27 protein-coding genes and 1 pseudogene are annotated in these 23,984 nt (G+C 68.4%); 19 read left to right on the top strand and 9 right to left on the bottom strand.

Going from position 1 to position 23,984, the window contains the following annotated elements; all coding sequences use genetic code 11:
* Positions 1-86 precede the first annotated feature (86 nt).
* From secY to truA, 15 genes and pseudogenes are all read left to right on the top strand, one after another.
* Positions 87-1,400, top strand: coding sequence for a preprotein translocase subunit SecY (secY, locus tag Amac_RS48585; protein WP_155361225.1), 1,314 nt, complete (start codon positions 87-89; stop codon positions 1,398-1,400).
* Entirely contained in the window at positions 1,400-2,053 is a 654-nt protein-coding gene (locus Amac_RS48580; protein WP_155361224.1) for an adenylate kinase, read from the top strand. The genes secY and Amac_RS48580 overlap by 1 nt, the downstream gene beginning before the upstream one ends.
* A 108-nt stretch (positions 2,054-2,161) precedes the next feature.
* Positions 2,162-2,977 (top strand): type I methionyl aminopeptidase, encoded by an 816-nt coding sequence (gene map, locus Amac_RS48575; RefSeq protein WP_155361223.1) that lies wholly within the window; start codon positions 2,162-2,164, stop codon positions 2,975-2,977.
* A gap of 64 nt (positions 2,978-3,041) precedes the next feature.
* A complete protein-coding gene (locus Amac_RS48570) occupies positions 3,042-3,482 on the top strand; it encodes a DUF1707 SHOCT-like domain-containing protein (RefSeq protein ID WP_155361222.1) in 441 nt (146 codons plus the stop codon).
* 86 nt (positions 3,483-3,568) lie between these two features.
* Complete coding sequence (locus Amac_RS48565) at positions 3,569-4,087, top strand: hypothetical protein (protein ID WP_155361221.1); 519 nt, start codon at positions 3,569-3,571, stop codon at positions 4,085-4,087.
* A gap of 208 nt (positions 4,088-4,295) precedes the next feature.
* Positions 4,296-4,427: pseudogene (locus Amac_RS48560) on the top strand (IS30 family transposase); the annotation flags it as partial.
* An 87-nt stretch (positions 4,428-4,514) separates the two neighbouring features.
* A complete protein-coding gene (locus Amac_RS48555) occupies positions 4,515-4,937 on the top strand; it encodes a hypothetical protein (RefSeq protein ID WP_155361220.1) in 423 nt (140 codons plus the stop codon).
* A gap of 429 nt (positions 4,938-5,366) precedes the next feature.
* Positions 5,367-5,588, top strand: a complete 222-nt coding sequence (gene infA, locus Amac_RS48550; protein WP_030451477.1) for a translation initiation factor IF-1 — start codon at positions 5,367-5,369, stop codon at positions 5,586-5,588.
* Between the two features lie 41 nt (positions 5,589-5,629).
* On the top strand, positions 5,630-5,743 hold the full coding sequence (gene rpmJ, locus Amac_RS48545; RefSeq protein ID WP_003956441.1) for a 50S ribosomal protein L36: 114 nt from the start codon (positions 5,630-5,632) through the stop codon (positions 5,741-5,743).
* A 211-nt stretch (positions 5,744-5,954) separates the two neighbouring features.
* Positions 5,955-6,335, top strand: a complete 381-nt coding sequence (rpsM, locus tag Amac_RS48540; RefSeq protein ID WP_155336831.1) for a 30S ribosomal protein S13 — start codon at positions 5,955-5,957, stop codon at positions 6,333-6,335.
* Positions 6,336-6,370: 35 nt separating this feature from the next.
* Complete coding sequence (gene rpsK, locus Amac_RS48535; RefSeq protein WP_020542285.1) at positions 6,371-6,775, top strand: 30S ribosomal protein S11; 405 nt, start codon at positions 6,371-6,373, stop codon at positions 6,773-6,775.
* Between the two features lie 18 nt (positions 6,776-6,793).
* The gene (gene rpsD, locus Amac_RS48530) at positions 6,794-7,420 is read left to right on the top strand and encodes a 30S ribosomal protein S4 (RefSeq protein WP_155351298.1); all 627 of its coding nucleotides are present in this window, start codon (positions 6,794-6,796) and stop codon (positions 7,418-7,420) included.
* Positions 7,421-7,525: 105 nt separating this feature from the next.
* On the top strand, positions 7,526-8,542 hold the full coding sequence (locus Amac_RS48525; RefSeq protein ID WP_155351299.1) for a DNA-directed RNA polymerase subunit alpha: 1,017 nt from the start codon (positions 7,526-7,528) through the stop codon (positions 8,540-8,542).
* Between the two features lie 85 nt (positions 8,543-8,627).
* Complete coding sequence (gene rplQ, locus Amac_RS48520) at positions 8,628-9,158, top strand: 50S ribosomal protein L17 (RefSeq protein WP_155361219.1); 531 nt, start codon at positions 8,628-8,630, stop codon at positions 9,156-9,158.
* 73 nt (positions 9,159-9,231) lie between these two features.
* Positions 9,232-10,044, top strand: a complete 813-nt coding sequence (truA, locus tag Amac_RS48515) for a tRNA pseudouridine(38-40) synthase TruA (protein WP_246269183.1) — start codon at positions 9,232-9,234, stop codon at positions 10,042-10,044.
* 184 nt (positions 10,045-10,228) lie between these two features.
* Here truA and Amac_RS48510 read toward each other — a convergent pair whose 3' ends face one another.
* Positions 10,229-12,055 (bottom strand): hypothetical protein, encoded by a 1,827-nt coding sequence (locus Amac_RS48510; protein ID WP_155361217.1) that lies wholly within the window; start codon positions 12,053-12,055, stop codon positions 10,229-10,231.
* 562 nt (positions 12,056-12,617) lie between these two features.
* Between Amac_RS48510 and Amac_RS48505 the strand changes: the two genes are divergently transcribed.
* A complete protein-coding gene (locus tag Amac_RS48505; protein WP_155361216.1) occupies positions 12,618-12,938 on the top strand; it encodes a hypothetical protein in 321 nt (106 codons plus the stop codon).
* 211 nt (positions 12,939-13,149) lie between these two features.
* Here the strand turns inward: Amac_RS48505 and Amac_RS48500 are convergent, their stop codons facing one another.
* Positions 13,150-13,887, bottom strand: a complete 738-nt coding sequence (locus Amac_RS48500; RefSeq protein ID WP_155361215.1) for a hypothetical protein — start codon at positions 13,885-13,887, stop codon at positions 13,150-13,152.
* A gap of 61 nt (positions 13,888-13,948) precedes the next feature.
* On the bottom strand, positions 13,949-14,659 hold the full coding sequence (locus Amac_RS48495) for a CAP domain-containing protein (RefSeq protein WP_155361214.1): 711 nt from the start codon (positions 14,657-14,659) through the stop codon (positions 13,949-13,951).
* Positions 14,660-15,047: 388 nt separating this feature from the next.
* Between Amac_RS48495 and rplM the strand changes: the two genes are divergently transcribed.
* Genes rplM through glmM form a run of 3 tightly spaced genes read left to right on the top strand, consistent with a single transcriptional unit; the run spans position 15,048 to position 17,376 of the window.
* Positions 15,048-15,491, top strand: coding sequence for a 50S ribosomal protein L13 (rplM, locus tag Amac_RS48490; RefSeq protein ID WP_155361213.1), 444 nt, complete (start codon positions 15,048-15,050; stop codon positions 15,489-15,491).
* Between the two features lie 30 nt (positions 15,492-15,521).
* Complete coding sequence (gene rpsI / locus Amac_RS48485; protein ID WP_155351306.1) at positions 15,522-16,043, top strand: 30S ribosomal protein S9; 522 nt, start codon at positions 15,522-15,524, stop codon at positions 16,041-16,043.
* Position 16,044: 1 nt separating this feature from the next.
* Entirely contained in the window at positions 16,045-17,376 is a 1,332-nt protein-coding gene (gene glmM, locus Amac_RS48480) for a phosphoglucosamine mutase (protein ID WP_155361212.1), read from the top strand.
* 88 nt (positions 17,377-17,464) lie between these two features.
* Here glmM and Amac_RS48475 read toward each other — a convergent pair whose 3' ends face one another.
* From Amac_RS48475 to Amac_RS48450, 6 genes are all read right to left on the bottom strand, one after another.
* Positions 17,465-18,181, bottom strand: a complete 717-nt coding sequence (locus tag Amac_RS48475) for an ABC transporter permease (RefSeq protein ID WP_155361211.1) — start codon at positions 18,179-18,181, stop codon at positions 17,465-17,467.
* Positions 18,178-19,086 (bottom strand): ABC transporter ATP-binding protein, encoded by a 909-nt coding sequence (locus Amac_RS48470; RefSeq protein ID WP_155361210.1) that lies wholly within the window; start codon positions 19,084-19,086, stop codon positions 18,178-18,180. Before Amac_RS48470 ends, Amac_RS48475 begins: the two co-directional genes overlap by 4 nt.
* Positions 19,083-19,949 (bottom strand): ABC transporter permease, encoded by an 867-nt coding sequence (locus Amac_RS48465; protein ID WP_155361209.1) that lies wholly within the window; start codon positions 19,947-19,949, stop codon positions 19,083-19,085. The genes Amac_RS48470 and Amac_RS48465 overlap by 4 nt, the downstream gene beginning before the upstream one ends.
* Positions 19,946-20,836 (bottom strand): ABC transporter ATP-binding protein, encoded by an 891-nt coding sequence (locus Amac_RS48460; protein WP_155361208.1) that lies wholly within the window; start codon positions 20,834-20,836, stop codon positions 19,946-19,948. Before Amac_RS48460 ends, Amac_RS48465 begins: the two co-directional genes overlap by 4 nt.
* 36 nt (positions 20,837-20,872) lie before the next feature.
* A complete protein-coding gene (locus Amac_RS48455) occupies positions 20,873-21,838 on the bottom strand; it encodes a DUF389 domain-containing protein (protein ID WP_155361207.1) in 966 nt (321 codons plus the stop codon).
* Positions 21,839-21,851: 13 nt separating this feature from the next.
* On the bottom strand, positions 21,852-23,984 hold a 2,133-nt coding region (locus Amac_RS48450), incomplete at its 5' end, for an ATP-binding protein (RefSeq protein WP_155361206.1).

Below are 23,984 nucleotides of genomic sequence, written 5' to 3'. Positions count from 1 at the left end.
GTGCAGTTCGTACTTGAAGACCTGACTGATGGACGACCCCCGGACCATCGCTGACCGTAACGCGTCTTAGGCGCGCAGGAGGGACCGTGCTAACCGCTCTCACCCGGGCATTCCGTACTCCGGACCTGCGCAAGAAGTTGCTCTTTACCTTGGGCATCATCGCGTTGTTCCGACTCGGCTCGGTGCTTCCGACCCCCGGTGTCAACGCTGAAAACGTCCGTGTCGCCCTTGAACAGGCGCAGGCGGGTGAACTGGGCAACATCTATGGGATGGTGCAGCTGTTCAGTGGCGGTGCGCTGCTGAAACTTTCGGTGTTCGCGCTCGGCATCATGCCGTACATCACCGCGAGCATCATCCTGCAGCTGCTGACCGTCGTCATTCCCCGACTGGAAGCCCTGAAGAAGGAGGGGCAGGCGGGTACGGCGAAGATCACGCAGTACACGCGTTACCTCACCATCGGGCTGGCTGTGCTCCAGTCGACGGCTTTCGTGGCGCTGGCCCGATCGGGGCAGCTGTTCCAGAACAGCGCTGATCTTCCGGTGCTCCTGAACGACGACATCTTCACCGTCGTCACCATGGTCGTCACCATGACCGCGGGCACCGCCGTCATCATGTGGCTGGGCGAGCTGATCACCGACCGTGGCGTCGGCAACGGCATGTCCATCCTCATCTTCACCCAGATCATCGCGGTCTTCCCGTCCGAGCTGATGAACATCTTCCGGACCAAGGGCTGGTTCACGTTCGTCATCGTGATGATCGTCGGTGTCTTCATGGTCGCCGCGGTGGTCTTCGTCGAGCAGGCGCAGCGCCGCATCCCCGTGCAGTACGCCAAGCGTATGGTCGGCCGCAGGATGTACGGCGGAACCTCGACCTACATCCCGCTCAAGGTCAACCAGGCCGGCATCATCCCGGTCATCTTCGCCTCCTCGCTGCTCTACCTGCCGCAGCTGGTCGTCACGCTGTTCGCCAACAGCACCACGCCCAACGTGGTGGTCGAGTGGATCGCGCAGAACATGGCCACGGGGGACACCCCCATCTACATGGCTACGTTCTTCCTCCTGATCGTCTTCTTCACCTACTTCTACGTGTCCATTACCTTCAACCCCGTTGAAGTGTCCGACAACATGAAGAAGTACGGTGGGTTCATTCCGGGCATCCGTCCGGGCCGGCCGACCGCTGAGTACCTGAACTACGTGCTCACCCGGTTGACGGCGCCAGGCTCGTTGTATCTGGGCGCGATCTCCATGGTCCCGATCTTCGCGCTGGCGCTGGCCGGGGCGAGCCAGAACTTCCCGTTCGGAGGAACCAGCATTCTGATCATGGTGGGTGTGGGCCTGGACACGGTCAAGCAGATCGAGAGCCAGCTCCAGCAGCGTAATTACGAGGGCTTCCTGAGATAGTGCGCGTCGTCCTGGTCGGGCCCCCCGGAGCGGGCAAGGGGACGCAGGCCCAGTTCATCGCATCGCATCTGTCGATCCCGAAAATCTCGACAGGTGACATTTTCCGCGCCAACGTCTCTGGGGGCACGGAACTTGGCAAGCTCGCCAAGGGTTTCATGGATCGCGGGGACCTGGTCCCCGACGAGGTGACGATCGCGATGGTTCGCGACCGGCTGGCGGAGAACGACGCGCAGGAGGGCTTCCTGCTCGACGGCTTCCCTCGGAACGTGGCCCAGGCTGAGGTGCTCAAGAAGATGCTGGCCGACTTCGGCATCGGGCTCGACCTGGTGCTGGAGCTGGTGGTCGACGACGACGAGGTGGTCCGTCGCCTGGCGGGCCGCCGTACCTGCCGGTCCTGCGGCAAGGTGTGGCACGTGGATTTCGATCCGCCGAAGGTGGACGGGATCTGCGACGCCTGCGGCGGCGAGCTGTTCCAGCGTGATGACGATCGCGAGGAGACCATCAGGCACCGGCTGGAGGTCTACCAGGAGCAGACCGCTCCTTTAATCAGTTTCTATGCCGACGAGGGCATTCTGCGCGGGGTGGACGCGACCGGTCCGGTCGAGGAGGTCACCCAGCGGGCGATGTCGGAGCTTCGCCGGTTCGCCGATTAGGCGCTGGGCCGGCCCAACCGATGACCGAGAACGCCACCCCATACCGTGGGGTGGCGTTCGGTCATTTTGCGGGAACATTCACGAAAACCACCCCAGGGGGTGCTGTAGGTGTTGAAGAAGAACAGGCACGGGATCCAGATCAAGACGCCGGAGCAGCTGCGCGGGATGCGCGCCGCCGGTCTGGTGGTGGGCCGCACGCTCGAACTGCTGCGTGAGTCCGTCGAGCCGGGTATGACGCCGCTGGATCTGGATGTGATCGCCGAGAAGGCGATCAGGGACGCGGGCGCCGTGCCGTCCTTCAAGGGCTACCAGGGCTTTCCCGCGACCATCTGCGCCTCGGTGAACGCCGAGGTGGTGCACGGCATCCCGAGCCGGGCGCGGGAGCTGCGCGCCGGGGACATCATTTCGATCGACTGCGGGGCGATCCTGGACGGCTGGCACGGGGACGCGGCGATCACGGTGCCGGTGGGTCCGGCGGAGGAGCTGGATCCGAAGCTGATCGAGCTGATGCGGGTCACCGAGGAGGCCATGTGGCGCGGAATCAGCGCGTTGCGGGCTGGGGGGTATCTGTCCGACATCGGCCATCAGATCGAGCGTTACGCGCGCTCTCAGGGCCGTTACGGGATCCCGCACGAGTATGGCGGGCATGGGATCGGCACCGAGATGCACATGGATCCGTGGGTGGCCAATCACGGGCGTCCCGGGCGGGGGCCGCGGCTGGAGGTCGGCATGTGCCTGGCCATCGAGCCGATGCTCAATCTGGGTACGGACAAGACCCGGGTGCTGGCCGACGACTGGACGGTGGTGACGCTGGATGGGAAGGCGTCGGCGCATTTCGAGCACAGTGTGGCGGTGACGGAGAGTGGGCCGTGGGTGCTGACGGCGCTGGATGGTGGGGAGTCCCGGTTGGGGCCGCGCGAATGAGGGCCGCGGTGGGCGGCGTTCGCCGTACATAATGGGATTTATTACGCAGAGCGAGGAGATGGCTATGGTGGCTAGCCCCGAGATGCGGGCCTCCGATGGCGATCGGGAGCGGGTCGCGGCCGCGCTGCGCGAGCACATGGTCGATGGCCGCCTCGATGTGGACGAGTTCAACGAGCGCCTGGAGCAGGTCTACAAGAGCCGCACGTACGGCGAGCTGGCCAAGGTGACTTCGGATCTGCCCGCGACCGACCTGCACACGCTGCCCGCTACCACGCCTCAGCCGAACCCGAAGGCGCGCAAGGATCCGAAGAAGGCCCGGGAGGAACTGCGCGCGAACTGGGCGATCTGGGCCTTCGCCAGCTCGATCAACTGGGTGATCTGGCTGATCGTGAGCACCACCTCGGATGGGCCCGTGTATCCGTGGCCGCTGTGGGTGATGGGTCCGTGGGGTGTGGTTCTGCTGGTCGGCACGCTTTCCGCGGCGGCGGGCGGCAATCGGCGGTAGCCATCCTGAATGTGCCGTTGTGCACCCTCGGGGGGTTATGCGTATTCGTCCACAGAACGAACGCTTGATGCTTCATAACGTGAGCGATGTCCGGAGATGAGCAGCATCCCGGAGTGGTCTCCCTGGAGGACATCGTGCGAAACATTCGCAGCATCATGGTCGGCACCGCGCTCGCCGGCGCACTCGCCGCCGGCGCCTTGGCCGCCCCCGCGGCCAACGCGGCCGCCGCTCCCGCTGCCGCCGCCTCGGCGTCGGCCCCCTCGAAGCACTTCTTCGGCAACTTCTACTCCAAGTGGCACCCGAGCGAGGACGACGACTTCGGTCACCGCTCCTACTTCAAGGGCTACTGGTACAAGAAGGACGGCTACTACTGGTTCTACGGCGACCTGTACGACCGTGACCGGGACAACGAGTACTCCTACGTGTGGTACCGGTACCACGACGGCAGTGGCTACCACGAGAAGTACTTCGGCAAGACCAAGAACCACCTGAAGTTCAACAAGTTCTTCAAGTTCAAGTCCGGCAAGTTCGACGACTTCGACATCAAGGTCTGCGAGGGCGACAGCCGCTTCGAGGACTGCGGGAACTGGGGCGACGCTTTCTAGAGCGCTCTTGACTCGATCTGAGTCGTGTGTAACGGGGGGTAATCCCTAAATCCAGCGGGGCCCGTAAATCTCGGGACGGGCCCCGCTTTCCGCATGCCCCGGTGTTTTACCTGTTTGTTCTGCCAGGACTTCGCCCGCTTCCGCTGTTGCCGTGCTTGTTCCCCTTGGGTTCTAGTGGTTGTCGCAACACCCCATCTCAGGGGATGCGATGGACTTCGAGATCCGTAAGGACCGCAAAGCACAAGGGCGGAAGAAACTGACCCGTGAACGGGCGGCATACTTCCAGCTCATGCACCAGGGCTACAGCAGCATGCACGCCTGCCGAATCGTCGGCATCGACCCGGGGTTAGACGGACTCTTTGCCGCTTCCGCGCCCTCGCTCGGTGCGTCCCCGGGTAGATGATCTCCATCGAGCCAGGGGAGGGACATGTCCGAATATTTCGCGCCAGCTGTCCTGGCCGCCATGCTGCTGTTCCCGGCCGCCATCCCGGACACCCGGCATGTCACGATCTCGCCTGGCTCGGCCGCGCCCGGTGGCACCGTTCAGGTCGCCACATCCAGTTGCTCTAGTGCGGCCCCCAGCGTGACCGCCACTTCCTCGGCGTTCGCTGCCTACACCACGCTGACCCGGTCTGGGTCCGGGTGGCATGGCACGGCCAAGCTCAGCCCGTACTCCGCCAGCGGCCTGAAAACCGTGTACGTCTACTGCGCGGGCGGCCCGTTCACGGGTGAGTTCACCGTCGGCGCGGCGGGGTCCAGGGGCGCTGGCCGGGTGCCTTGGCTGCTTGGCGCGGTCCTCGCGCTCGGCGGCGTGGTGGCGGTCGTGGTGCGCAGACGCCGTAGGACTTGAACCACCGTGCCCATCCAGGCCGACAAGCCGGATCCAGCTGCCGCTTCGTCTGGGCGGTCACGGGGATGGCGGGGTCGGGCGGAGCCCGAGGGGAAACAACGGGCTGGGTGGGTGGGGGAACCACCCGGGTCAAGCTGGGATCTCATCCAGGCGACCACTGAGATGGCGGGGGAGGGCTGGGTGGGTGGGTACGGGTAGCTCGCGGACTGAGGTAGGCTGTTAGACGGCTGTGTACTGGCTCCGCAGAACACGAGGGAATGCGCGATCGTTTCGCTTTCCTCGGCGGGTTGTCGTACACTCCTTTGTCGGTTCACTATGACCTTTTGCGCAAGGCGGCCTGGCTGGCTGCCGCTCTCTGGAAGCGCGGAAAGGTCGCGGCTGATTAGTGTTCCGAAGCCTCAGACGACCGATCAGTGAAACGCGAGGGACATGGCCAAGAAAGACGGCGCCATCGAGATCGAGGGCACTGTGGTTGAGTCGCTCCCGAACGCGATGTTCAGGGTGCAACTTGACAACGGCCATAAGGTCCTGGCCCACATCAGCGGGAGGATGCGGATGCACTACATCCGGATTCTTCCTGACGACCGGGTTGTCGTCGAACTGAGCCCCTACGACCTGACTCGTGGGCGGATCGTCTACCGGTACAAGTAGGTCGCCCTCCCGGGTGACCGTCTGAGGAACGAATAAGGACTATGAAGGTCAAGCCGAGCGTCAAGAAGATCTGTGACAAGTGCAAGGTGATTCGCCGGCACGGTCGCGTCATGGTGATCTGCGACAACCTGCGCCACAAGCAGCGCCAGGGCTAGTCGCGGAAACGGCCCTCATGAGTCCGCCCAGGGTGGCGGACTCGACGCATGTGGGCTGAAAAGTAAACGCGCGTCACACTCGCGTAGGCGTCCTCTTCGGAAGGCGAACCGCGCGGGCGACCCCCGGTCGGAGGCCGGGGCCCTCACCCCGGGCATGGGGAGGGGAAGTGAGGCGCAGGACCTCCGCCCAAACGAAGGAGAATGCCCGACCATGGCTCGCCTGGTTGGCGTCGACCTCCCCCGCGACAAGCGGCTGGAGATCGCTCTCACCTACATTTTCGGAATCGGTCGCACCCGCGCCCTGGAGATCCTCACGGCCACCGGCGTCAGCGGTGACCTGCGCGTGCACCAGCTCAGCGACGCCGAGCTCGTGCCCATGCGTGACTACATCGAGGCGAACTTCAAGATCGAGGGCGACCTCCGCCGCGAAGTTCAGGCGGACATCCGTCGCAAGATCGAGATCGGCTGTTACCAGGGCATCCGGCACCGCAAGGGCCTGCCTGTCCACGGTCAGCGGACGCAGACGAACGCGCGTACCCGCAAGGGCAAGAAGAAGACCGTGGCCGGCAAGAAGAAGCCGGGCAAGAAGTAGTCCTTAGCAGCCACATTCCAGGAGAAGCGCTTTAAATGCCGCCGAAGAGCCGCCAGGGCGCACCGAAGAAGGTGCGCCGCAAGGAAAAGAAGAACGTCGCTCACGGGCACGCCCACATCAAGAGCACGTTCAACAACACGATCGTTTCGATCACCGACCCGAACGGGAACGTGATCTCCTGGGCCAGCGCCGGCCACGTCGGGTTCAAGGGCTCCCGTAAGTCCACCCCGTTCGCCGCGCAGATGGCAGCCGAGAACGCCGCCCGCCGGGCCATGGAGCACGGCATGCGCAAGGTCGACGTCTTCGTGAAGGGCCCTGGCTCCGGCCGGGAGACCGCGATCCGCTCGCTGCAGGCGACCGGGCTCGAGGTCGGGTCCATCCAGGACGTGACCCCGGTTCCGCACAACGGTTGCCGTCCGCCGAAGCGCCGCCGCGTCTGACCAGGAGATTAGAGAACAATGGCTCGTTACACGGGTGCGGACTGCAAGCTCTGCCGTCGGGAGAAGACCAAGCTCTTCCTCAAGGGTAAGAAGTGCGAGTCCGCGAAATGCCCCATCGAGATCCGTCCTTACCCGCCGGGTGAGCACGGCCGAGGCCGTCCCAAGGAGTCGGAGTACCAGCTCCAGCTCCGGGAGAAGCAGAAGACCCGCCGCATCTACGGCATCCTCGAGCGGCAGTTCCGCAACTACTACGAGGAAGCCAACCGCAAGTCCGGCAAGACCGGCGAGAACCTCCTCCAGATCCTGGAGAGCCGTCTCGACAACGTGGTCTACCGCGCCGGATTCGCGGAGTCCCGCGACGCCGCCCGCCAGCAGGTCCGCCACGGGCACGTGCTGGTGAACGGCAAGAAGGTCGACATCCCGTCGTACCGCGTGCGCGAGCACGACATCGTCGAGGTGCGGGAGAAGTCGCGCAACCTGCTGCCGTACGAGGTGGCTCGGGCCACCGCCGGGGACAAGACCGTTCCGGCGTGGCTGGGGGTCTCCTCGGAGGCCATGCGCATCCTCGTGCACCAGCTCCCGGTCCGCCAGCAGATCGACACGCTGGTCCAGGAGCAGCTCATCGTCGAGCTTTACTCGAAGTAAGGCTTGTCTTTGCCGCACGGCCCGCGCATCGCGGGTCGTGCGGCATCATGGTTGTAGGCGAGCGGCGTCAAATAGCGGGCGTCGCCGTGAAAGAGGAGAAAACGCATGCTTATCGCACAGCGTCCCAGCCTCGTCGAGGAATCTCTCGAAGAGCACCGCTCCAAGTTCGTCATCGAGCCGCTGGAGCCGGGCTTCGGCTACACCATCGGCAACTCGGTCCGCCGCACGCTGCTCTCGTCCATTCCGGGCGCGGCCGTCACGAGCATCCGCATCGAGGGCGTGCTGCACGAGTTCTCCACCGTCCCCGGGGTCAAGGAGGATGTCACCGACATCATCCTGAACCTGAAGGCGCTGGTGGTCTCGTCCGAGCATGACGAGCCGGTGGTCATGTACCTGCGCAAGCAGGGCCCTGGCGAGGTCACCGCCGCCGACATCGCGCCTCCGGCCGGTGTCGAGGTGCACAACCCCGACCTGCACATCGCCACGCTGAACGGCAAGGCGAAGCTGGAGATGGAGCTGACCGTCGAGCGCGGTCGCGGCTACGTCTCCGCCGCGCAGAACAAGCAGCCGGGCCAGGAGATCGGGCGCATTCCGATCGACTCGATCTACTCCCCGGTCCTCAAGGTCACCTACAAGGTCGAGGCCACCCGTGTCGAGCAGCGCACGGACTTCGACCGCCTGATCCTCGACGTCGAGACCAAGCCGTGCATGAAGCCCCGCGACGCGGTGGCCTCGGCCGGTAAGACCCTCGTCGAGCTCTTCGGCCTGGCCCGCGAGCTCAACGTCGAGGCCGAGGGCATCGACATCGGCCCGTCGCCGACCGACGCGGCTCTGGCCGCCGATCTGGCGCTGCCGATCGAGGAGCTGAACCTCACGGTCCGCTCCTACAACTGCCTCAAGCGCGAGGGCATCCACACCGTGGGTGAGCTCGTGGCGCGCAGCGAGCAGGACCTGCTCGACATAAGGAACTTCGGTGCCAAGTCCATCGAAGAGGTCAAGCAGAAGCTGCACGAGATGGGCCTCGCCCTCAAGGACTCCCCGCCCGGATTCGACCCCACCGCGGTCGCCGGCGGCGGGTACGACGATGAGGACGGCGGCTTCATCGAGACCGAGCAGTACTAGAAATTTCACGTAACGATCGGCTCGCCGATCGGCCCGACCCCGGTACCTGATACGGCCGGGGCGGGTTATCTCCAAGGAGCATTCCATGCCCAAGCCCACCAAGGGCGCCCGCCTCGGCGGTGGCCCGGCGCACGAGCGGCTGATCCTGTCGAACCTCGCCACTCAGCTGTTCCAGCACGGCCGGATCCGTACCACCGAGGCCAAGGCCAAGCGGCTCCGCCCGCTGGCCGAGCGGCTGATCACCAAGGCGAAGAAGGGCGACCTGCACAACCGTCGCCAGGTCATGACGATCGTCCGTGACAAGGGTGTCATTCACCACCTGTTCGCGGAGATCGCCCCGACGTTCGCCGAGCGTCCCGGTGGCTACACCCGGATCACCAAGATCGGTCCCCGGAAGGGCGACAACGCCCCGATGGCGATCATCGAGCTGGTGACCGAGCCGATGAACCCGGTCAAGGTCGCGAAGGCGGCTCCGGCTGAGCCGGTCGCTCCGAAGGCCGACGCGGAGGTTGAGGAGGCTCCGGCCACGGCTGAGGCTCCTGCTGAGGCCGCCGCTGAGACCACCGAGGCTCCGGAAGCCGCTGAGGCTCCCGAGGCCAAGAAGGACGAAGCCTGATATTTCAGGTTCTTGATGGGTCCGGTGTCCGCTCAGGGCGCCGGACCCGTTTGTTTTGATGGGAGAGGATCCGATGGTCAGGTTGCGCCTGGATCTGGGGTATGACGGCACGGATTTCTCCGGGTGGGCACGGCAGCCGGGCCGCAGGACCGTGCAGGGCGAGATTGAGCAGGCGCTCGGCCGAATTCTCCGGGTGGATCCGGCGCCCGCACTGACGGTCGCCGGCCGCACCGACGCCGGAGTGCACGCGCGCGGCCAGGTCGCGCACGTGGACCTGGAGGCCGATGTGGAGCTCCCTGCGCTGCTGCGACGCCTCGCCGGGGTATTGAGCCTAGATGTCAGGGTTCATCGGCTGTCCGTGGCTCCTACCGGTTTCGACGCCCGCTTCTCGGCCCTTTCCCGCCGGTACGGCTACCGCGTCGCGGACGCCCCCGGCGGCGTGGATCCGCTACGTCGGCGCGACATCTACTGGCACAACCGCCCACTCGACGTGGACCTGCTGAACGCCGCCGCCACCCGCCTCCTCGGCGAACACGACTTCGCCGCATTCTGCAAGAAACGCGAAGGCGCCACCACGATCAGAGAACTCCAGCGCCTGGACTGGACCCGCGCTTCCGACGGCGTACTCCTGGCCACAGTCGTCGCGGACGCCTTCTGCCATTCAATGGTCCGCGCCCTGGTCGGCTCCCTCCTAGCAGTCGGCGAGGGCCGCCGCCCAGTCGAATGGCCCGCCGAAGCCCTAGCCCGCGCAGAACGAGACTCCGGCATCCACGTGGCACCCGCTCTCGGCCTCACCCTGGAAGAAGTCCGCTACCCACCAGACCCCGAACTGGCCCTACGAGCCCTGCAAACCCGCCGAGTGCGCGATCTCGCCGCGAACACCTAACGAAATGAGCAGGTCGCCGGGCTATTCGCCGTAATCCGGCACCGTTCACGCAGGCGATGCTTCTCGCCGCACCGGCGCCAAGAGCGGCAGTCTGTAGCGCGCCCTGTTAGAGCCCGCATATAGATTTCAGGCCTCTGGCCTCGGCGAACACTTGGTGAGCACGCAGGTCAATTCGCTGCGGGCCCTAAGAGTCGGCGATGCGTTTTTCGATTATTTCGGCGGTGTGGTCGCGGAAGGCGCCGCTTACTGGGCCGAGGTCCTTTTCCTTTTCGACTGGGGTGTGGCCGTCGGCGTAGGTGGCGTAGCTGAAGACGATGTAGCGGCCCCAGACCATGCCTGCCGCGTAGCCGCCGGAGATGGAGACCCGGTCGGCGCCGGTGTCGGGGTCGCCGTCCAGGCCGCGGAACCAGAGGTTGCCGCCCAGGTTTTTGGTTTTGTCGACCACCAGGGCGGCTTCCTTGGTGGGGAGGACGGCGATACCGGTCGTGACCGCGTACTGCTTGCGGTTGTCCACGTAGGTGGCGCGGAGGACTCGGCGGCACTGTTGCTGGGCGAGGGCCTCGGCGAAGGCGCCGGCGGCGGCCTCCTCACACTTGTCGGTGATGTTCACCTTGACGCGGCGGAAGGTTCGGCCGTCCACGCTGATCCGGGCGTCCGGGAACGCTTCAGCGAGGGTCAGTTTGCGGGGGTCGGTGGCTTCTGAGTCCAGCACGGCCGCTGTCACGGGTGCGGGATCGGGGGCCTCGGCCGAGACGGCGGGTGCGCCGGTGACCGTGGGGGCTTTGCCGGTTGCGGCCGGGTCGCCCGCGTCGGTGTAGGCGAAGTAGGCCGCGGTGCCGATCGCGCCCACCACGATCACCGAGCAGAGCGCGAGCACCGCCTTGCGGCCCGCGCCGCCGGACGAACGCTCCTCGGTTTTGGGCGGGGGCGGCAGTTGCTGGCGGCGGAAGGCCTGCTGCTGCGGTACGGGCGGCAGGACGATGCCCTCGGCCGGGGTGTTCTCGCCGTGAATGCGCCGGAGCGGCGGGGGCGTCGAGTCGGTGACCGGGAACATCACCTCGCGGCGCGGGATCGTGGTCTCGGCCACGGTTTCCTCGGCCGGGGGCGGCATCGGCACCGCGGAACGCCACCTGCCCGGGCCTGGCGGCCACTCGGTGGACTCGGCGGGCCAGGTCAGCCCGGCTTCCCGCTCCCCAGGCAGGGTGACCTGATCCCGCTCATCCTCCTGAGCCTCGTCCGGGCTGCCGCTCTGACCGTCCGGGCCTTCCAGGCTGCCTTGGCCGTCCGAACCGCCTTGGCTGTCCGAACTGCCCTGGCTGTGCTGGTTGCCCTGGTCCTGCTGGTTACCCGGGGTGCCCTGGCCGTGCTGGCTGTCTGGGATGCTCTGGCTGTGCGGGACGTTCTGGTCTTCGGGGCGGGCTTCGGGCCAGGACGGCACGCCGGCGCTCGTCTCCGGGATGACCTCATGCGATTCCTCGGCCCCGTCCGCCAGCTCCTCCGCCGGTACGGCTTCCGCCACCCGGGCCTCGGGAACGGACGGCCAGGAACCGAAACTGGGCCAGTGCTGCCCGACCGGCTCCGGTTCGAAGGCACCTGAAGTGCCGGGCGCGGCAGGCTCGGTGGCCAGGGCTTCGGTGGCCAGGGCTTCGGAGGCGGCCGGTTCGGCAATGGTGGGCTCGGAACTCGCGTGCGCGCCTACCGCCGACGGCCACACCGGCGCATCCGGCTCCGGGGAGGGCGGGAGTGTCTCTCCGGGCGGCTCGTTTTCCGAGGTGGCGGGCAACCGGCCGGGCGCGGACCACGGGCGCAAGGTCGGGCCGGGGTTCTCGGTGGGCGGCCAGTGCCGGGGCACCACCGGAGGATCGTCGCCCTCGGCATCCTCGTCGTGCACGGCCTCGCCGGGCAGGCGCGGCGGCCAGACCGGAACGTCCCCGCGCTCACCAGACCGGACCGGCTCCTGCGCCGCCTCTGCCTCCGCCTCGACGGCGGCGCTCGCGGGCCACTCGGGCAATAACGGCAGCCCCGACCTGGAAGCCTCGGAGGACTCGGGCTGAGGCTCCGACGAGGGCGAGTAGCCGGACGAGTGCGGGGGTGACGGCTCGGACGGGGGCAAGGATGAAGACGCGGATCCGGGCGGGGGCGACGATTGAACCGAAGGTTGAGGCGAAGCCGGAGATGAAGGCGTGGTCGGGGGCGGCCATCCGGCGGGGTCGCCCATCGACTCGCCAGTGGCAGCGGGCCAGACGGGCTGGTCGGCGGAGTCGTTCGCACCGGGCCACACCTGCATCCCAGCGGCGGCCGCGGTGAACGCGGGCGGCGGCTGCCACGGCGGAGCCCCCGGAATCACCGGCGGCGCGGCCTCCACCGCGGGCCCAGAAGTTCCCGGGAAGGAGGACGACCATGCGGTTGGTGCGGCTTCTACAACAGGCCCGGGAACTTCCGGGACGGAGGACGACCACGCGGTTGGTGCGGCTTCTACGACGGGCCCGTGGCCTTCCGGGGCGGAGGATGACCATGCCGGGTCATGGTTCCTGGCGGGCGTGGACTCCACGACAGGCCCGGGAGATTCCGGGATGGAGGACGACCATGCCAGGTCATTGCGGCTGGACGCGCCCTCCTCGGCAACGTCCGGGGCGGAGGATGACCATGCCGGGTCATGGTTACTGGCGGGCGTGGACCCCACGACAGGCCCGGGGGCTTCCGGGATGGAGGGCGACCATGCCAGGTCATTCCGGCTGGACGCGCCCTCCCCGGCAATGTCCGGGACAGAGGGCGACCATGCCGGGTCATGGTTCCTGGCGGGCGCGGACCCCACGATAGGCCCGGGAGGTTCCGGGACGGAGGGTGACCACGTCATGTCGTCTTCCCGGATGGGCGCCGAGAACCAGCTGTAGCCGGGGCGCCACGGGGAGCCCGCGTTCAACTGCAGGTCGTCGCCACGACCGGACTGCCCGAAGCTCGGCGGAGGGACCGCCGAGGCCGCGGGACCGCTGCGGTCGTAGTCGTGTTCGGAACCCGGATCCTGGCCACGCATAGGCGGAAGCGTATCGGCGCAGACGAGATCGGCGTGCCGCTATGGGCGTTTCCGCAGGGCTCCCGAGCCTCTCAGGCGGGGGCGCCGCTGATGGAACGGGTGTCCAGGGCCGCGAAAACGGTCAGGTTGGTGATGTCCACGGCGGCCTGGTTGAGCCGCTTGAGCTCGGACTTCTTCGGTTTGTGCCCGTCCTTGAACTGGAACCAGAGCAGCACCGCGTAGTGCCCGTGATACCAGCCGCCCGCGTACGCCTCGCCCTGGCCGAGGAACTTGCTGATCTCATCCTTGCCGGGCAGCGGCTTGAGGAAGTCCTTCCTCTCCGCCCCGGCGCCCGCGTTCGCGACCTTCTTGGCGCCCGCGGAGGTCTTCAGGTTGGCGACCCCGACGGTGCCGATGACCAGGCCCTTGGCGTCCCGGAAGCTGGCCCGGATGAGCTGGTTGCAACCCGCGTCCTTGAGCGCCTTCTCGAGTTTCGCCCCGGAGATGGCGCCCTTGCAGACCTTGTCGGACTTGTGGGTGGTCCGCTGGTAAGACCGCCCCTCGCTGGTGAACTTGGCCTTGCCGAAGAGCTCTTTGGCGGTGAGGGGTTTCGGGTCGGTCTTGCGGGCCGCGGCGTAGCCGTACTGGCCGGTGGGGCCCTCGGGGAGTGATGGGGTCGCCTTCGGGGCGGCGATCGCCTCGGGGGCCTTCTCGCCGCTGGCGGAGACCCAGAAGGTGACGGCCACGACGAGGACCAGGCCGATGGCGATGGCGGCGATGATCACCGGGGGGCGCCAGAGGGAGGATGTCGGGTAGTCGCGGGAACCCATGGCCTGAGATTAGCCGCCTATCCCATCAGATGCGGACCGGTCAGGAATACCGTCAGTGCCGTCAGGGGTAGCCGAAGTCCTGCGTCCACCAGGGGCCTTCCGGGCCGAGGGTGACGCCGACGCCGGTGGCGGTGAGGCGGCAGTTGAGGATGTTGCCGCGGTGGGTGGAGCTGGCCATCCAGCCGCGTACGGCCTCCTGGGCGGTCTGGTAGCCGCGGGCGATGTTCTCCGCGCCGCCATGCTGGTAACCGGCCCGGGCCATGCGCTGCCAGGGGGTGGCGCCGTTGGGGGACTCATGAACGAAGGAGCCGGAGGCGGCCATCTCGTCCGAGTGGGTCCTGGCCGACTGGACCAGGCGCTGGTCGATCCGGAGCGGGACGCAGCCGTTCTTCTTCGCGCGCTCGGCGTTGACCAGGGCGACCACCTCGTTCTCCAGCGTGACCAGGGAGCCGCTGTCGGAGGAGGAGAGCTCGTCGCCGTTGTGGGTGCTGGTCTGGTCGCCGCCGTACGAGCCGTCGATCATGTTGTTCGAACGGTTGCGCGGCTTCTCGCCGGGGGTGGCGGCCTGGCCGGTGGCGGGGGCGGCGTCCGGGGTGACGGCGCGGGCCACCGGGGCGAGCGCGGACAGGTGCCGCCGCTTGGCCGGGGCCGGCGTGGTGGACGCCTTGGCCTGCGGTGTCGGCTCGTTGTTGCGCAGGAAGACCTCGTCGCTGCCGGCCGGGGTCATGGTCAGGCGGCCGATCACGATGCCGAGCAGCAGAACCGCCGTCACGCATGCGACAAGGCCCAAGAGCGTCCCGCGCCGGGACGTCCATTGGGTATGCCGGGTGTGAGGGGGCTGCGACATTCCGCAGCCAAATATAGGGATTTCCTGGCGTGTTGAAAATGAGAACAGGGTGACGGGATTGACTAGTCAGGTCGGTCAGGCCCTAGACTCGCGCGACTCGGGCTGATCGTTTTGCCGTTTGGCCGGTAGACCGGTAGTCTGCTAGTTCGTTGTGTGTGGATCAGTCCTTCGCTGACTGATGCACGGCGCGTCCGGCGTCATCTCCCGTAAATGGTCCTCCCCACGCTCGTGGGGTGAGTCAGTGGAGACGGAAGGTTGTCGCCGTGTGCCTGCGCAACCTACCGAGAGTTCACATCCAACAGAAGGCACTGCCGTGCGCACGTTCACACCGAAGCCCAACGAGGTCGAGCGTCAGTGGTACGTCATCGACGCGACCGACGTCGTGCTCGGCCGGTTGGCCAGCCACGTCGCGGTCCTGCTCCGTGGCAAGCACAAGCCGATCTTCGCGAACCACGTCGACACCGGTGACTTCGTCATCGTCATCAACGCCGACAAGGTCGCCCTCACCGGCAACAAGCTGCAGCAGAAGAAGGCGTACCGGCACTCCGGCTACCCGGGCGGCCTGCGGTCCGTCACGTACGGCGAGCTGATGGAGAAGCGCCCCGACCGCGCCGTCGAGAAGGCCGTCAAGGGCATGCTGCCCAAGAACGCCCTCGGCCGGAAGATGGTCAAGAAGCTCAAGGTCTACGCCGGTCCCGAGCACCCGCACCAGGCCCAGACGCCGGTGCCCTTCACGATCACCCAGATCGCCCAGTAACGCCGAGCCAGGAAAGTTAAGAGGAGAACCGTGGCTGAGACCACCGGTACCGAGACGCTCGTCGAGGGCGAGCTGGAAGACTTCTCCGCCGAGGAGTTCCCGTCGGAGTACACCACCGAGTCGTCGCCCGCGTCCGACGCCCCCGTGCGCAAGCCGGTCACCACCGGCAACTCGTACGGCACCGGCCGCCGCAAGGAGGCCGTGGCCCGGGTCCGCATCGTGCCCGGCACCGGCAAGTGGACGATCAACGGCCGCTCGCTGGACGCCTACTTCCCGAACAAGGTGCACCAGCAGATCGTGAACGAGCCCTTCGTGGTGCTCGGCGCCGAGGAGCAGTTCGACGTCCTGGCCCGCATCGACGGTGGCGGCGTGACCGGCCAGGCCGGCGCGCTGCGCATGGGCCTGTCCCGCGCGCTGGCCGTGCTGGACGCCGAGACCAACCGCCCCCCGCTCAAGAAGGCCGGCTTCCTCACCCGGGACGCCCGCGCCACCGAGCGGAAGAAGTACGGCCTGAAGAAGGCTCGTAAGGCTCCGCAGTACAGCAAGCGTTAAATTGGGCCGCCTTTTCGGCACCGACGGGGTACGTGGGGTCGCGGGACGCGACCTCACGGCCGAGCTCGCCATGGACCTGTCCGTGGCGGCCGCGCACGTGCTCCGGGACGCCGGGAGGAGCCGCCCGCTCGCCGTCGTAGGCCGGGACCCGCGGGCTTCAGGAGAATTCCTGGAAGCCGCTGTGGTCGCCGGCCTCGCGTCGTCGGGCATGGACGTGCTCCGGCTCGGTGTGCTGCCCACCCCGGCGGTCGCCTACCTGACACCAGCGCTGGGAGCCGACCTCGGGGTCATGCTCTCGGCCTCGCACAATCCCGCGCCCGACAACGGGATCAAGTTCCTCACCCGGGGTGGCTTCAAGCTGCCCGACGCGGTGGAGAACGAGATCGAGGACCGGCTCGGCGAGCCGTGGGAACGCCCGGTCGGCTCCGCCGTGGGCCGGGTCCGGGAGGCGTACGGGGAAGCCAACCGTTACGTCGCCCACCTGCTCACCTCGCTGCCGCACCGGCTGGACGGCCTGCGGGTGGTGGTGGACTGCGCGCACGGCGCCGCCCACATGGTCGCCCCGGAGGCGCTGCGCCGGGCGGGCGCCCAGGTGGACACCATTGGGACCGCTCCAGACGGCTTGAACATCAACGACGGGGTGGGCTCGACCCATCTCGATCCGTTGAAGAAGGCGGTCGTGGCCAAGTCGGCCGATCTGGGCATCGCCTACGACGGCGACGCCGACCGCTGCCTGGCGGTGACCGGCGACGGCGAGGAGATCGACGGCGACCAGATCATGGCGATCCTGGCGCTGGAGATGCGGGCGCAAGGCCGCCTCCAGCGGGACACGGTGGTCGCCACGGTGATGTCCAACCTCGGCTTCAAGCTGGCCCTGCGCGAGGCGGGCGTGACGGTGGTGGAGACCGCCGTCGGCGACCGTTACGTGCTGGAGAAGATGCAGGAGAGCGGCTACAACTTCGGCGGTGAGCAGTCCGGGCATGTGATCATGCTCGACCACGCCACCACCGGGGACGGGCTGCTCACCTCGCTGCACCTGCTGGCCGCGGTGGTGAGCTCAGGCCGCAGCTTGGCCGAGCTCGCCGCGGTGATGACCAAGCTCCCGCAGGTGCTGGTCAACGTCCGCGACGTGAGCAAGGACAAAGCCGCGCACCCGGAGCTGCTGGCCGCGGTGACGCTGGCGGAGGAGGAGCTCGGCGACACCGGCCGGGTGCTGATCCGGCCTAGCGGCACCGAGCCGATGATCCGCGTGATGGTCGAGGCGCAGTCGCACGACCACGCCGAATCCGTGGCCGCCCGCCTGGCGGACACCGTCCGCCAGGTCTGCGATTAATCAGAAACCCGTCCCATAGACAGCCGCAAAGCCGCCGACCAGCGACTCACCGCCGCGGCTGTCCAGATCACGACTTTCTAATTAATAGTTATTCATCGCCGGTCAGCGACAGCCCACGCAGTCGCTGACCGGCCCACAGCACCGCGACCACCGTCACGATCACGATGGCCGGCGCGGCGAAGCTGAGCGCCACGTCCGCCTTGAGGAACGGCGAGGACGACACCTGGTCGGCCAGGGTCTGCCCCCACTGCTGGATCGACAGCTTGCGCGCCCCCGGGACGTACCCGCCGATCGCGCCCTCCCAGACCAGCGCGTAGATGACGCCCACCACGACGGCGTGCTTGGTGAGCACCCCCACCAGCAGGAACACCGCCGCGTACGCGATCCCGGCGAACAGCGCGCCGAACGCGAAGCCGGCGGCCACCCCCGCCTCCGTGCCGATCAGCAGGTAGGCCGCCAGGAACGTCGGCACGGCCGAGAAGGCCACGATCAGCGAGGCGGCCACCGCGAACTTGGTGAGCGCGATCGACGGCCGGGGGATTGGCTTGGACAGCAGATGGATGATCGTGCCGTCCTCGATCTCGGGGGAGATCACGCCGGTGCCCGCGATCAGGCCGAGCAGCGGCAGGATGGTGCCGATCGCGAACTTCTCCATCAGCCTGACGGCGGTGTTCTCGTCGCCGCCGCCGATCAGGCGGAGCAGCACCGCGATGGCGATCAGGGCCAGCGGGAGCGCGGCCAGCAGCCAGATCCGCTTGCGGCCCAGCATCGCCCGGTAGGTGATGGACGCCACGACGGAGTTCATGAGCGCCCGCTCAGGTAGGAGAACACGCTTTCCAGGTCCTCGTCTGTGGGGGACACCTGCCAGAGGTGCACGTTGAGGTCGCGGGCCAGGCGGGGAAGCAGCCGGGTGAAGCGGCGGAAGTCCTCGGTGCGGACCTCCAGGCCCTGCGCGGTGAGGGACACCCCGCCGGAGGAGGCGTCGGCGATCAGGGCGGCGGCCAGGCGGCGGTCGTCGCTGGAGCGCACCCGGAACAGGTGCGGGCGGTCGGTCATCCGCCGCCGGATCTCCCGGTAGTCGCCGGAGGCCGCGTGTCGGCCCGCGACCAGCACCTCGATCTGCTGGGCGACCCGCTCCACCTCCTCCAGGATGTGCGAGCTGAACAGGATCGTCCGCCCGGCCGCGCCCAGCTTCCTGACCAGGTCCATCAGGTGCAGTCGCTGGCGCGGGTCCATGCCGTTGAACGGCTCGTCCAGCAGCAGCACCTGCGGCTCGTGCACGAGCGCCCCGGCGACCTTGACGCGCTGGCGCATGCCCTTGGAGTAGGTCTCGATCCTGCGGTCCTTGGCGGCCGTCATCTCGACCAATTCGAGGGCGCGCTCGGCGGCGTCGTCCTGCAGGCCGTGCAGGCGGGCGGCGGAGCGCACGAACTGCCAGCCGGTGAGGAAGCCGTAGACGCCCTCCCGTTCCGGGACCAGGCCGATGGTGCGGTAGATCTCGTGGTTGCGCCAGATCTGCTTGCCGTCCAGGGTGGCGGTGCCGCCGGAGGTGGCCAGGAAGCCGGCCATCAGGTGCAGCAGGGTGGACTTGCCGGCGCCGTTGGGGCCGAGCAGGCCGGTGACGCCCGGGCCGATGGTCATGGTGACGTCGTTGACGGCCACCACGTTGCCGTACCAGCGGGAGACCTGCTTCAGCTCGATCACGCTCATGAGGCCGCCGCTTTCCGGTAGCGCAGGAACAGGGCGGACAGCGCGAGCGCGATGACCGCCAGGGCGATAGCCGCAGGCCCGAACCCCGGCGGATAGCCCTCGCCGTTGCTGGGATCGGTGCCGAACAGATTCACCTGTACGGCATCCACCAGGAAGAAGGGATTGATGAGAATGCTCCACTTGGCGGCGTTGTCGAGCCCTTCCGACAGGAGCACGCCGAAGAACACCGCCGAGGCGGCCAGCGTGAACATGTAGAAGGCGATCACCGAGGCCACGCCGAGCCCGCGCCGGGGCGTGAACGAGGCCAGCGCAAGACCGATCGACGCCAGCAGCACCGCGAAGATCAGGCTGCCGCCCATCGCGGCCAGGTAGTCGCCGTGGTGCACGGGGGTCTCCAGCTCGACCAGCAGCTCGCCGATGTAGATCAGCGTCAGCGGCACGGCCATCAGCAGGAACAGCGCCACCGTCAGCGCGACGAACTTGGCGCCCACGTAGTCGAGCACCGTGACCGGCCGGGACAGGTAGAGCGGCAGCACCCGGAACCGCAGATCCGGCGCCACCAGGTAGGGCGACTGCGCGGCCAGGAACACCGCCAGCACCGCCTGCATGGTCACCGCGAGCCCGGTGTAGGGCAGCGGCTGCTGCTTGAGCAGGGCCATCACCGCGATGGACACCACGGCGGGCAGCAGCATGGTGGCCGCCACCAGGAATGGGATGATCTTCGATCGGGCCGGCCGGCCCAGGCCGAAGGCGCCGCGCAGGCTGTGCAGCGCGAGCGCGGTGGCGGCGTAGCCCCGGCTGAGCCGTACGCCGTCGTAGTGGCGATAGCCGATGTCGTGGATGACACCTGTGGGTTGGGTCACTTGAACACGTCCTCGATGCGGCCGTGCCGCTGTTCCAGCCGTACCAGATTGAGGTCCAGGTCGCAGAGCGCGTCCCTGAGCACGTCGAAGGTCTCGTCGGCGCGGACCTGGACGGTGATCAGGCGGCCCTCCACGGCCACCGCCTCGCCCGCCTCGGTGAGGTGGCCGGCCAGCAGCTCCCAGCCTTCCTCGACCTCGACGGAGACGGCCTGGGTGACCTGGGTGAGCTCGCCGATGGCGGAGGAGCGCAGCAGCCGGCCGCCGTCGATGACGATGACGTGGTCGCAGATGCGTTCCAGCTCGCCGAGCAGGTGCGAGGTGACCAGCACGCTGATGCCGAACTCGCTGCCGATCCGGCGGATCAGGGCGAGCATCTCGTCGCGGCCCTGCGGGTCCAGGCCGTTGGTGGGCTCGTCCAGGAAGACGACCTTCGGGTCGTGCACCAGCGCCTGGGCCAGCTTCACCCGCTGCTTCATGCCGGTGGAGTAGCCGCCGATGGGGCGGTAACGCTCCTCGTGCAGGCCGACGTGGCGGAGCGTGTCGGCCGCGCGCTCCCGGGCGGCGGTGCGCGGCAGGCCGGACATCTGGGCCATGTGCACGACGAACTCGGTGGCCGACACGTCGGGTGGCAGGCATTCGTGCTCGGGCATGTAGCCCACGATGCGCCTGATCTCCAGGCCTTGCACGGCCGAGTCCATGCCGAGCACGGACGCGCGGCCCGCACTGGCGGGGAGCAGCCCCAGCAGGATCTTGATCAGCGTGGACTTGCCCGCGCCGTTGGCGCCCACCAGGCCGGTGACGCCCGTTCCGGCGGCGACCGTGAGCTGGTCGAGCGCGGTGACGCGGGGGAACCGCTTGGTGAGACCCTCGGTTGCGAGGATTGTCATGATCCGGACAGTACCGCTCCGACCAGCCGGGTGGCCTCAGTCAAAAGGAGGAGGTTGCTCGCGTCGCCCTCGTCCTCGGTGGGTAAGCGGGACGGCGCGGTGGTAGCGGGCGCCGAGGTAGTGCTGGGTGAGCAGGGTCAGGGTGCCGGCCACGATCATGCCGAGGATGTTGACGGCCAGCTGGAGCGCGGATGCGCCCACGTCCCCCCAGGCGCCCAGCGCGAGCGCCACCGAGGCGTATCCGGCGGCCGGGACCGTGGTCACCGAGATGAACACGCCGACCAGTGCGGACGACTTGCCCGCCGTGATCGAGAGCACCCCCGCCGTCCCCGCCAGCAGCGCCACAATAAATGACCATTTATCGGGCTTTACGATGAACTCGACTTCGGGGTGGCTGTCGAGCATGGTGGCGTCGATCCAGCCGAGCCAGGTGGACACCAGGGCGCAGGCGAAAGTGATCGCCATCGCGACCGCGAAGCCGACGGCCAGCGCGCGGACCGCGCGGGCGATCAGGTGGGGGCGGCGGCGCAGCAGGCCGAAGGAGATGGCCGCGATCGCGCCGAACTCGGGGCCGAGCACCATCGCGCCCACGATCAGGATCGGCGAGCCGACGACCACGCCGATCCCCGCGATCTGGGTGGCGATGGCGAGGAACGTGAGGAAAGCCCAGGTGATCCGGGTGTCGTCGTCCACGCGCTGGGCGAGCTCCTCCCAGACGACCGCGTCCTCACCCTGGCCGGGCGCCTCCTGTTCGGCCCGGTCGGCGGCGTCGGAAAGCATCAGATCCACGTTCTCGACCGCGATCGACATGCCCAGCTTCGTGAGGTGTTCGATCACCTCGTTGGCGGCCTCCCTGGCGAGGTCGAACATCAGCAGGTCGCCGGGGGGTTCCTGGGCGACGCCCGGCAGGACGACGAGGTTGGTGAGCCCAGGGGACTGCCGCAGCAGGGCGACCGCCGCGTCGGTGTGTTCCCGGGGGCTGATCACACGCAGATGGAGCACGAGCACACAGTACTCACGGCGGAACGGGCAGTCCGGCATACCGGAGGGCTTCTGCGGTGCTCATCGCGCTGCCCCGGGCGGCCGCCCAGGCGTAGGAATCCTCCGCCAGGGTGGCTTTCAGCCGGGCGCGCAGCGAGTTCGCCCAGCGGACCTGCGGGCGCTCGGCGAAGGCACCGCCGGAGGTAAGCGTGATGTCGGCGGCGTGCAGCAATATGGCCGCGTGCACTGGCCGATCCTGAGCCGCTGCGAGCGCCGCCGCCAGATCCAGCGCGGGACCCAGGATGCGCTGGGCGGCGTAGGGACCTTCGTGCTGGTCGAGCACCGCGGCCAAACCCTCCCGCAGATGGCCGGGAACCTGGTCATGGCGGCCCTCGTGCAAAGCCAGCCAGGCGTGGCTCAACCAGTAGGACGCCACCGCCGCCGGTGGGAAACCGGCCACCTCGACCGCGCCGAGGGCCCGCGCCACCGCGTCCGCGTCGGCGTAGATCCAGGCCAGCTCGGCCCGCGCCACCTCGACCTCGGTCCCGCCGAACCGGTCCCCGAGACCGCGGAACAGCGCCTGCGCCTCGTCCAGGTCCGCGGCCACGCCGTCCAGGTCGCCGATGTGGCCCCGGGTGAGCGCGCACGCCATCAGCGTCCGCGCCAGCGAATAGGGCTCGCCGTGCGTCCGGGCCAGCGCCACCGCCTGGCCCCCGAACTCGGCCACCGCGCGCCGATCCCCCCGATAGACGTTCACCGACGCCAGGCAGGACAGCGCGAGCACCTGCCACTTTCCCGCGCCCTGCTTCTCAGCCAGGTCGAGCGCAGCCTGGAAAAATCCCTCCGCCTCATCGACGGACGCTCGCAACGACAGGAACCCGGCGCCGATCAGCGCACGCGACAGCAACTCGGGCGGCCCATCCGGGATCTCCAGCAGGCGCCGCAACCAGGCCAGTGCCTCCCCGATCGCGGTGTGCCGCCAGAACCAGCACAACGCCGCCGCGAACCGCAGCGCCACCTCCCGCTCCCCGGCGGCCAGCGTCCACGCCGTGGCGATCCGCAGATTCGCGTACTCCTCCCGGAGCACGCCCAGCCAGTGCCCCCGCCGGGCGCCGCGCCGCTCCTCGTTCGCCTGCTCGGCCAGCCGGCAGAAATACCGCGCGTGCCGCGCCCTGATGGCCTCCGGCTCCACCAGTCGCTCCTCCGCGTACTGCCGGAGCGCCACCAGCATGCGATACCGCGACCCCGGCTCGGCCAGCACCAGCGACCGCTCCACGAGCGTCCCAAGCCCATCCAGTACGGCTGTCGCGGACAGCCCGTCATCCGCGCACACCGCTTCGGCGGCCTCCAGCGTGAACCCATCCCGGAACACCGCGAGCCGGGCGAAGACCAGCCGCTCGGTCTCGCTCAGCAGCACATGGCTCCAGTCCACGGCGGCGCGGAGCGACCGGTGCCGGGTGCCCGTGCGCGTGCTCGCCAGCAGGTCGAGCTGGTGATCCAGCCGGTCGGCGACCTGGGCGGCGGAGAACGCGCGCAGCCGTCCGACCGCGAGCTCGATCGCCAGCGGTAGCCCGTCCACCGCCCGGCACACGCGGGCCACATCGGCGGCGGGCACCTCGAACTCGGGGTCGATCTGGCGTGCCCTGGCCAGGAACAGGCGGCCGGCGTCGGAGGCCGCGACGGCCTCTTGGGTGTCGGCGGCGGGCACGTCCAGCGGGCGGAGCAGGTGCACCCGTTCGTCGCCGAGGCCGAGGAGTTCGCGGCTGGTGGCCAGGACGCGGAGGTTCGGGCAGGCGGTCAGCAGGGCGGCGATCACGCGGCGGACCTCCGCGATCAGGTGTTCGCAGTTGTCCAGCAGGAGCAGGGCGCGGCGGTGGCCGAGCCAGCGGGTGACGCTGGTGAGCGGGTCGCCGTGCGGGTCGCCGGGGGCGCGGAGGGCGGTCAGCAGGGCGGGGGCCACGCTGTCGGGGGTTTCCACGCTGCCCAGCCAGATCACGCCCACCCCGGCGGGCGGGTCGGCGGCGGAGGCGGCCTCCAGGGCCAGGCGGGTCTTGCCGACGCCGGGCGGGCCGATCAGGGTGACCAGGCGGTGGGTGGCGAGCAGGGCGGCGATCGTGGTCAGGTCGCCGGTGCGGCCGACCAGGGTGCCGGGGGTGGGGGCGGGGAG

Source organism: Acrocarpospora macrocephala, from assembly GCF_009687865.1.
Classification (GTDB): domain Bacteria; phylum Actinomycetota; class Actinomycetes; order Streptosporangiales; family Streptosporangiaceae; genus Acrocarpospora; species Acrocarpospora macrocephala.
This window is presented reverse-complemented; position numbering and strand designations above follow the sequence as displayed.

What these genes read in the sequence shown, in the direction of transcription:
- Amac_RS48570 (WP_155361222.1), top strand. Translation starts at nt 3,042, where the DNA reads ATGGTGGCTAGCCCCGAGATGCGGGCCTCCGATGGCGATCGGGAGCGG.
- Amac_RS48565 (WP_155361221.1), top strand. Translation starts at nt 3,569, where the DNA reads ATGTCCGGAGATGAGCAGCATCCCGGAGTGGTCTCCCTGGAGGACATC.
- Amac_RS48555 (WP_155361220.1), top strand. Translation starts at nt 4,515, where the DNA reads ATGTCCGAATATTTCGCGCCAGCTGTCCTGGCCGCCATGCTGCTGTTC.
- infA (WP_030451477.1), top strand. Translation starts at nt 5,367, where the DNA reads ATGGCCAAGAAAGACGGCGCCATCGAGATCGAGGGCACTGTGGTTGAG.
- rpmJ (WP_003956441.1), top strand. Translation starts at nt 5,630, where the DNA reads ATGAAGGTCAAGCCGAGCGTCAAGAAGATCTGTGACAAGTGCAAGGTG.
- rpsM (WP_155336831.1), top strand. Translation starts at nt 5,955, where the DNA reads ATGGCTCGCCTGGTTGGCGTCGACCTCCCCCGCGACAAGCGGCTGGAG.
- rpsK (WP_020542285.1), top strand. Translation starts at nt 6,371, where the DNA reads ATGCCGCCGAAGAGCCGCCAGGGCGCACCGAAGAAGGTGCGCCGCAAG.
- rpsD (WP_155351298.1), top strand. Translation starts at nt 6,794, where the DNA reads ATGGCTCGTTACACGGGTGCGGACTGCAAGCTCTGCCGTCGGGAGAAG.
- Amac_RS48525 (WP_155351299.1), top strand. Translation starts at nt 7,526, where the DNA reads ATGCTTATCGCACAGCGTCCCAGCCTCGTCGAGGAATCTCTCGAAGAG.
- rplQ (WP_155361219.1), top strand. Translation starts at nt 8,628, where the DNA reads ATGCCCAAGCCCACCAAGGGCGCCCGCCTCGGCGGTGGCCCGGCGCAC.
- truA (WP_246269183.1), top strand. Translation starts at nt 9,232, where the DNA reads ATGGTCAGGTTGCGCCTGGATCTGGGGTATGACGGCACGGATTTCTCC.
- Amac_RS48505 (WP_155361216.1), top strand. Translation starts at nt 12,618, where the DNA reads ATGGAGGACGACCATGCCAGGTCATTGCGGCTGGACGCGCCCTCCTCG.
- Amac_RS48500 (WP_155361215.1), bottom strand. Translation starts at nt 13,887, where the DNA reads ATGGGTTCCCGCGACTACCCGACATCCTCCCTCTGGCGCCCCCCGGTG.
- Amac_RS48475 (WP_155361211.1), bottom strand. Translation starts at nt 18,181, where the DNA reads ATGAACTCCGTCGTGGCGTCCATCACCTACCGGGCGATGCTGGGCCGC.
- Amac_RS48470 (WP_155361210.1), bottom strand. Translation starts at nt 19,086, where the DNA reads ATGAGCGTGATCGAGCTGAAGCAGGTCTCCCGCTGGTACGGCAACGTG.
- Amac_RS48460 (WP_155361208.1), bottom strand. Translation starts at nt 20,836, where the DNA reads ATGACAATCCTCGCAACCGAGGGTCTCACCAAGCGGTTCCCCCGCGTC.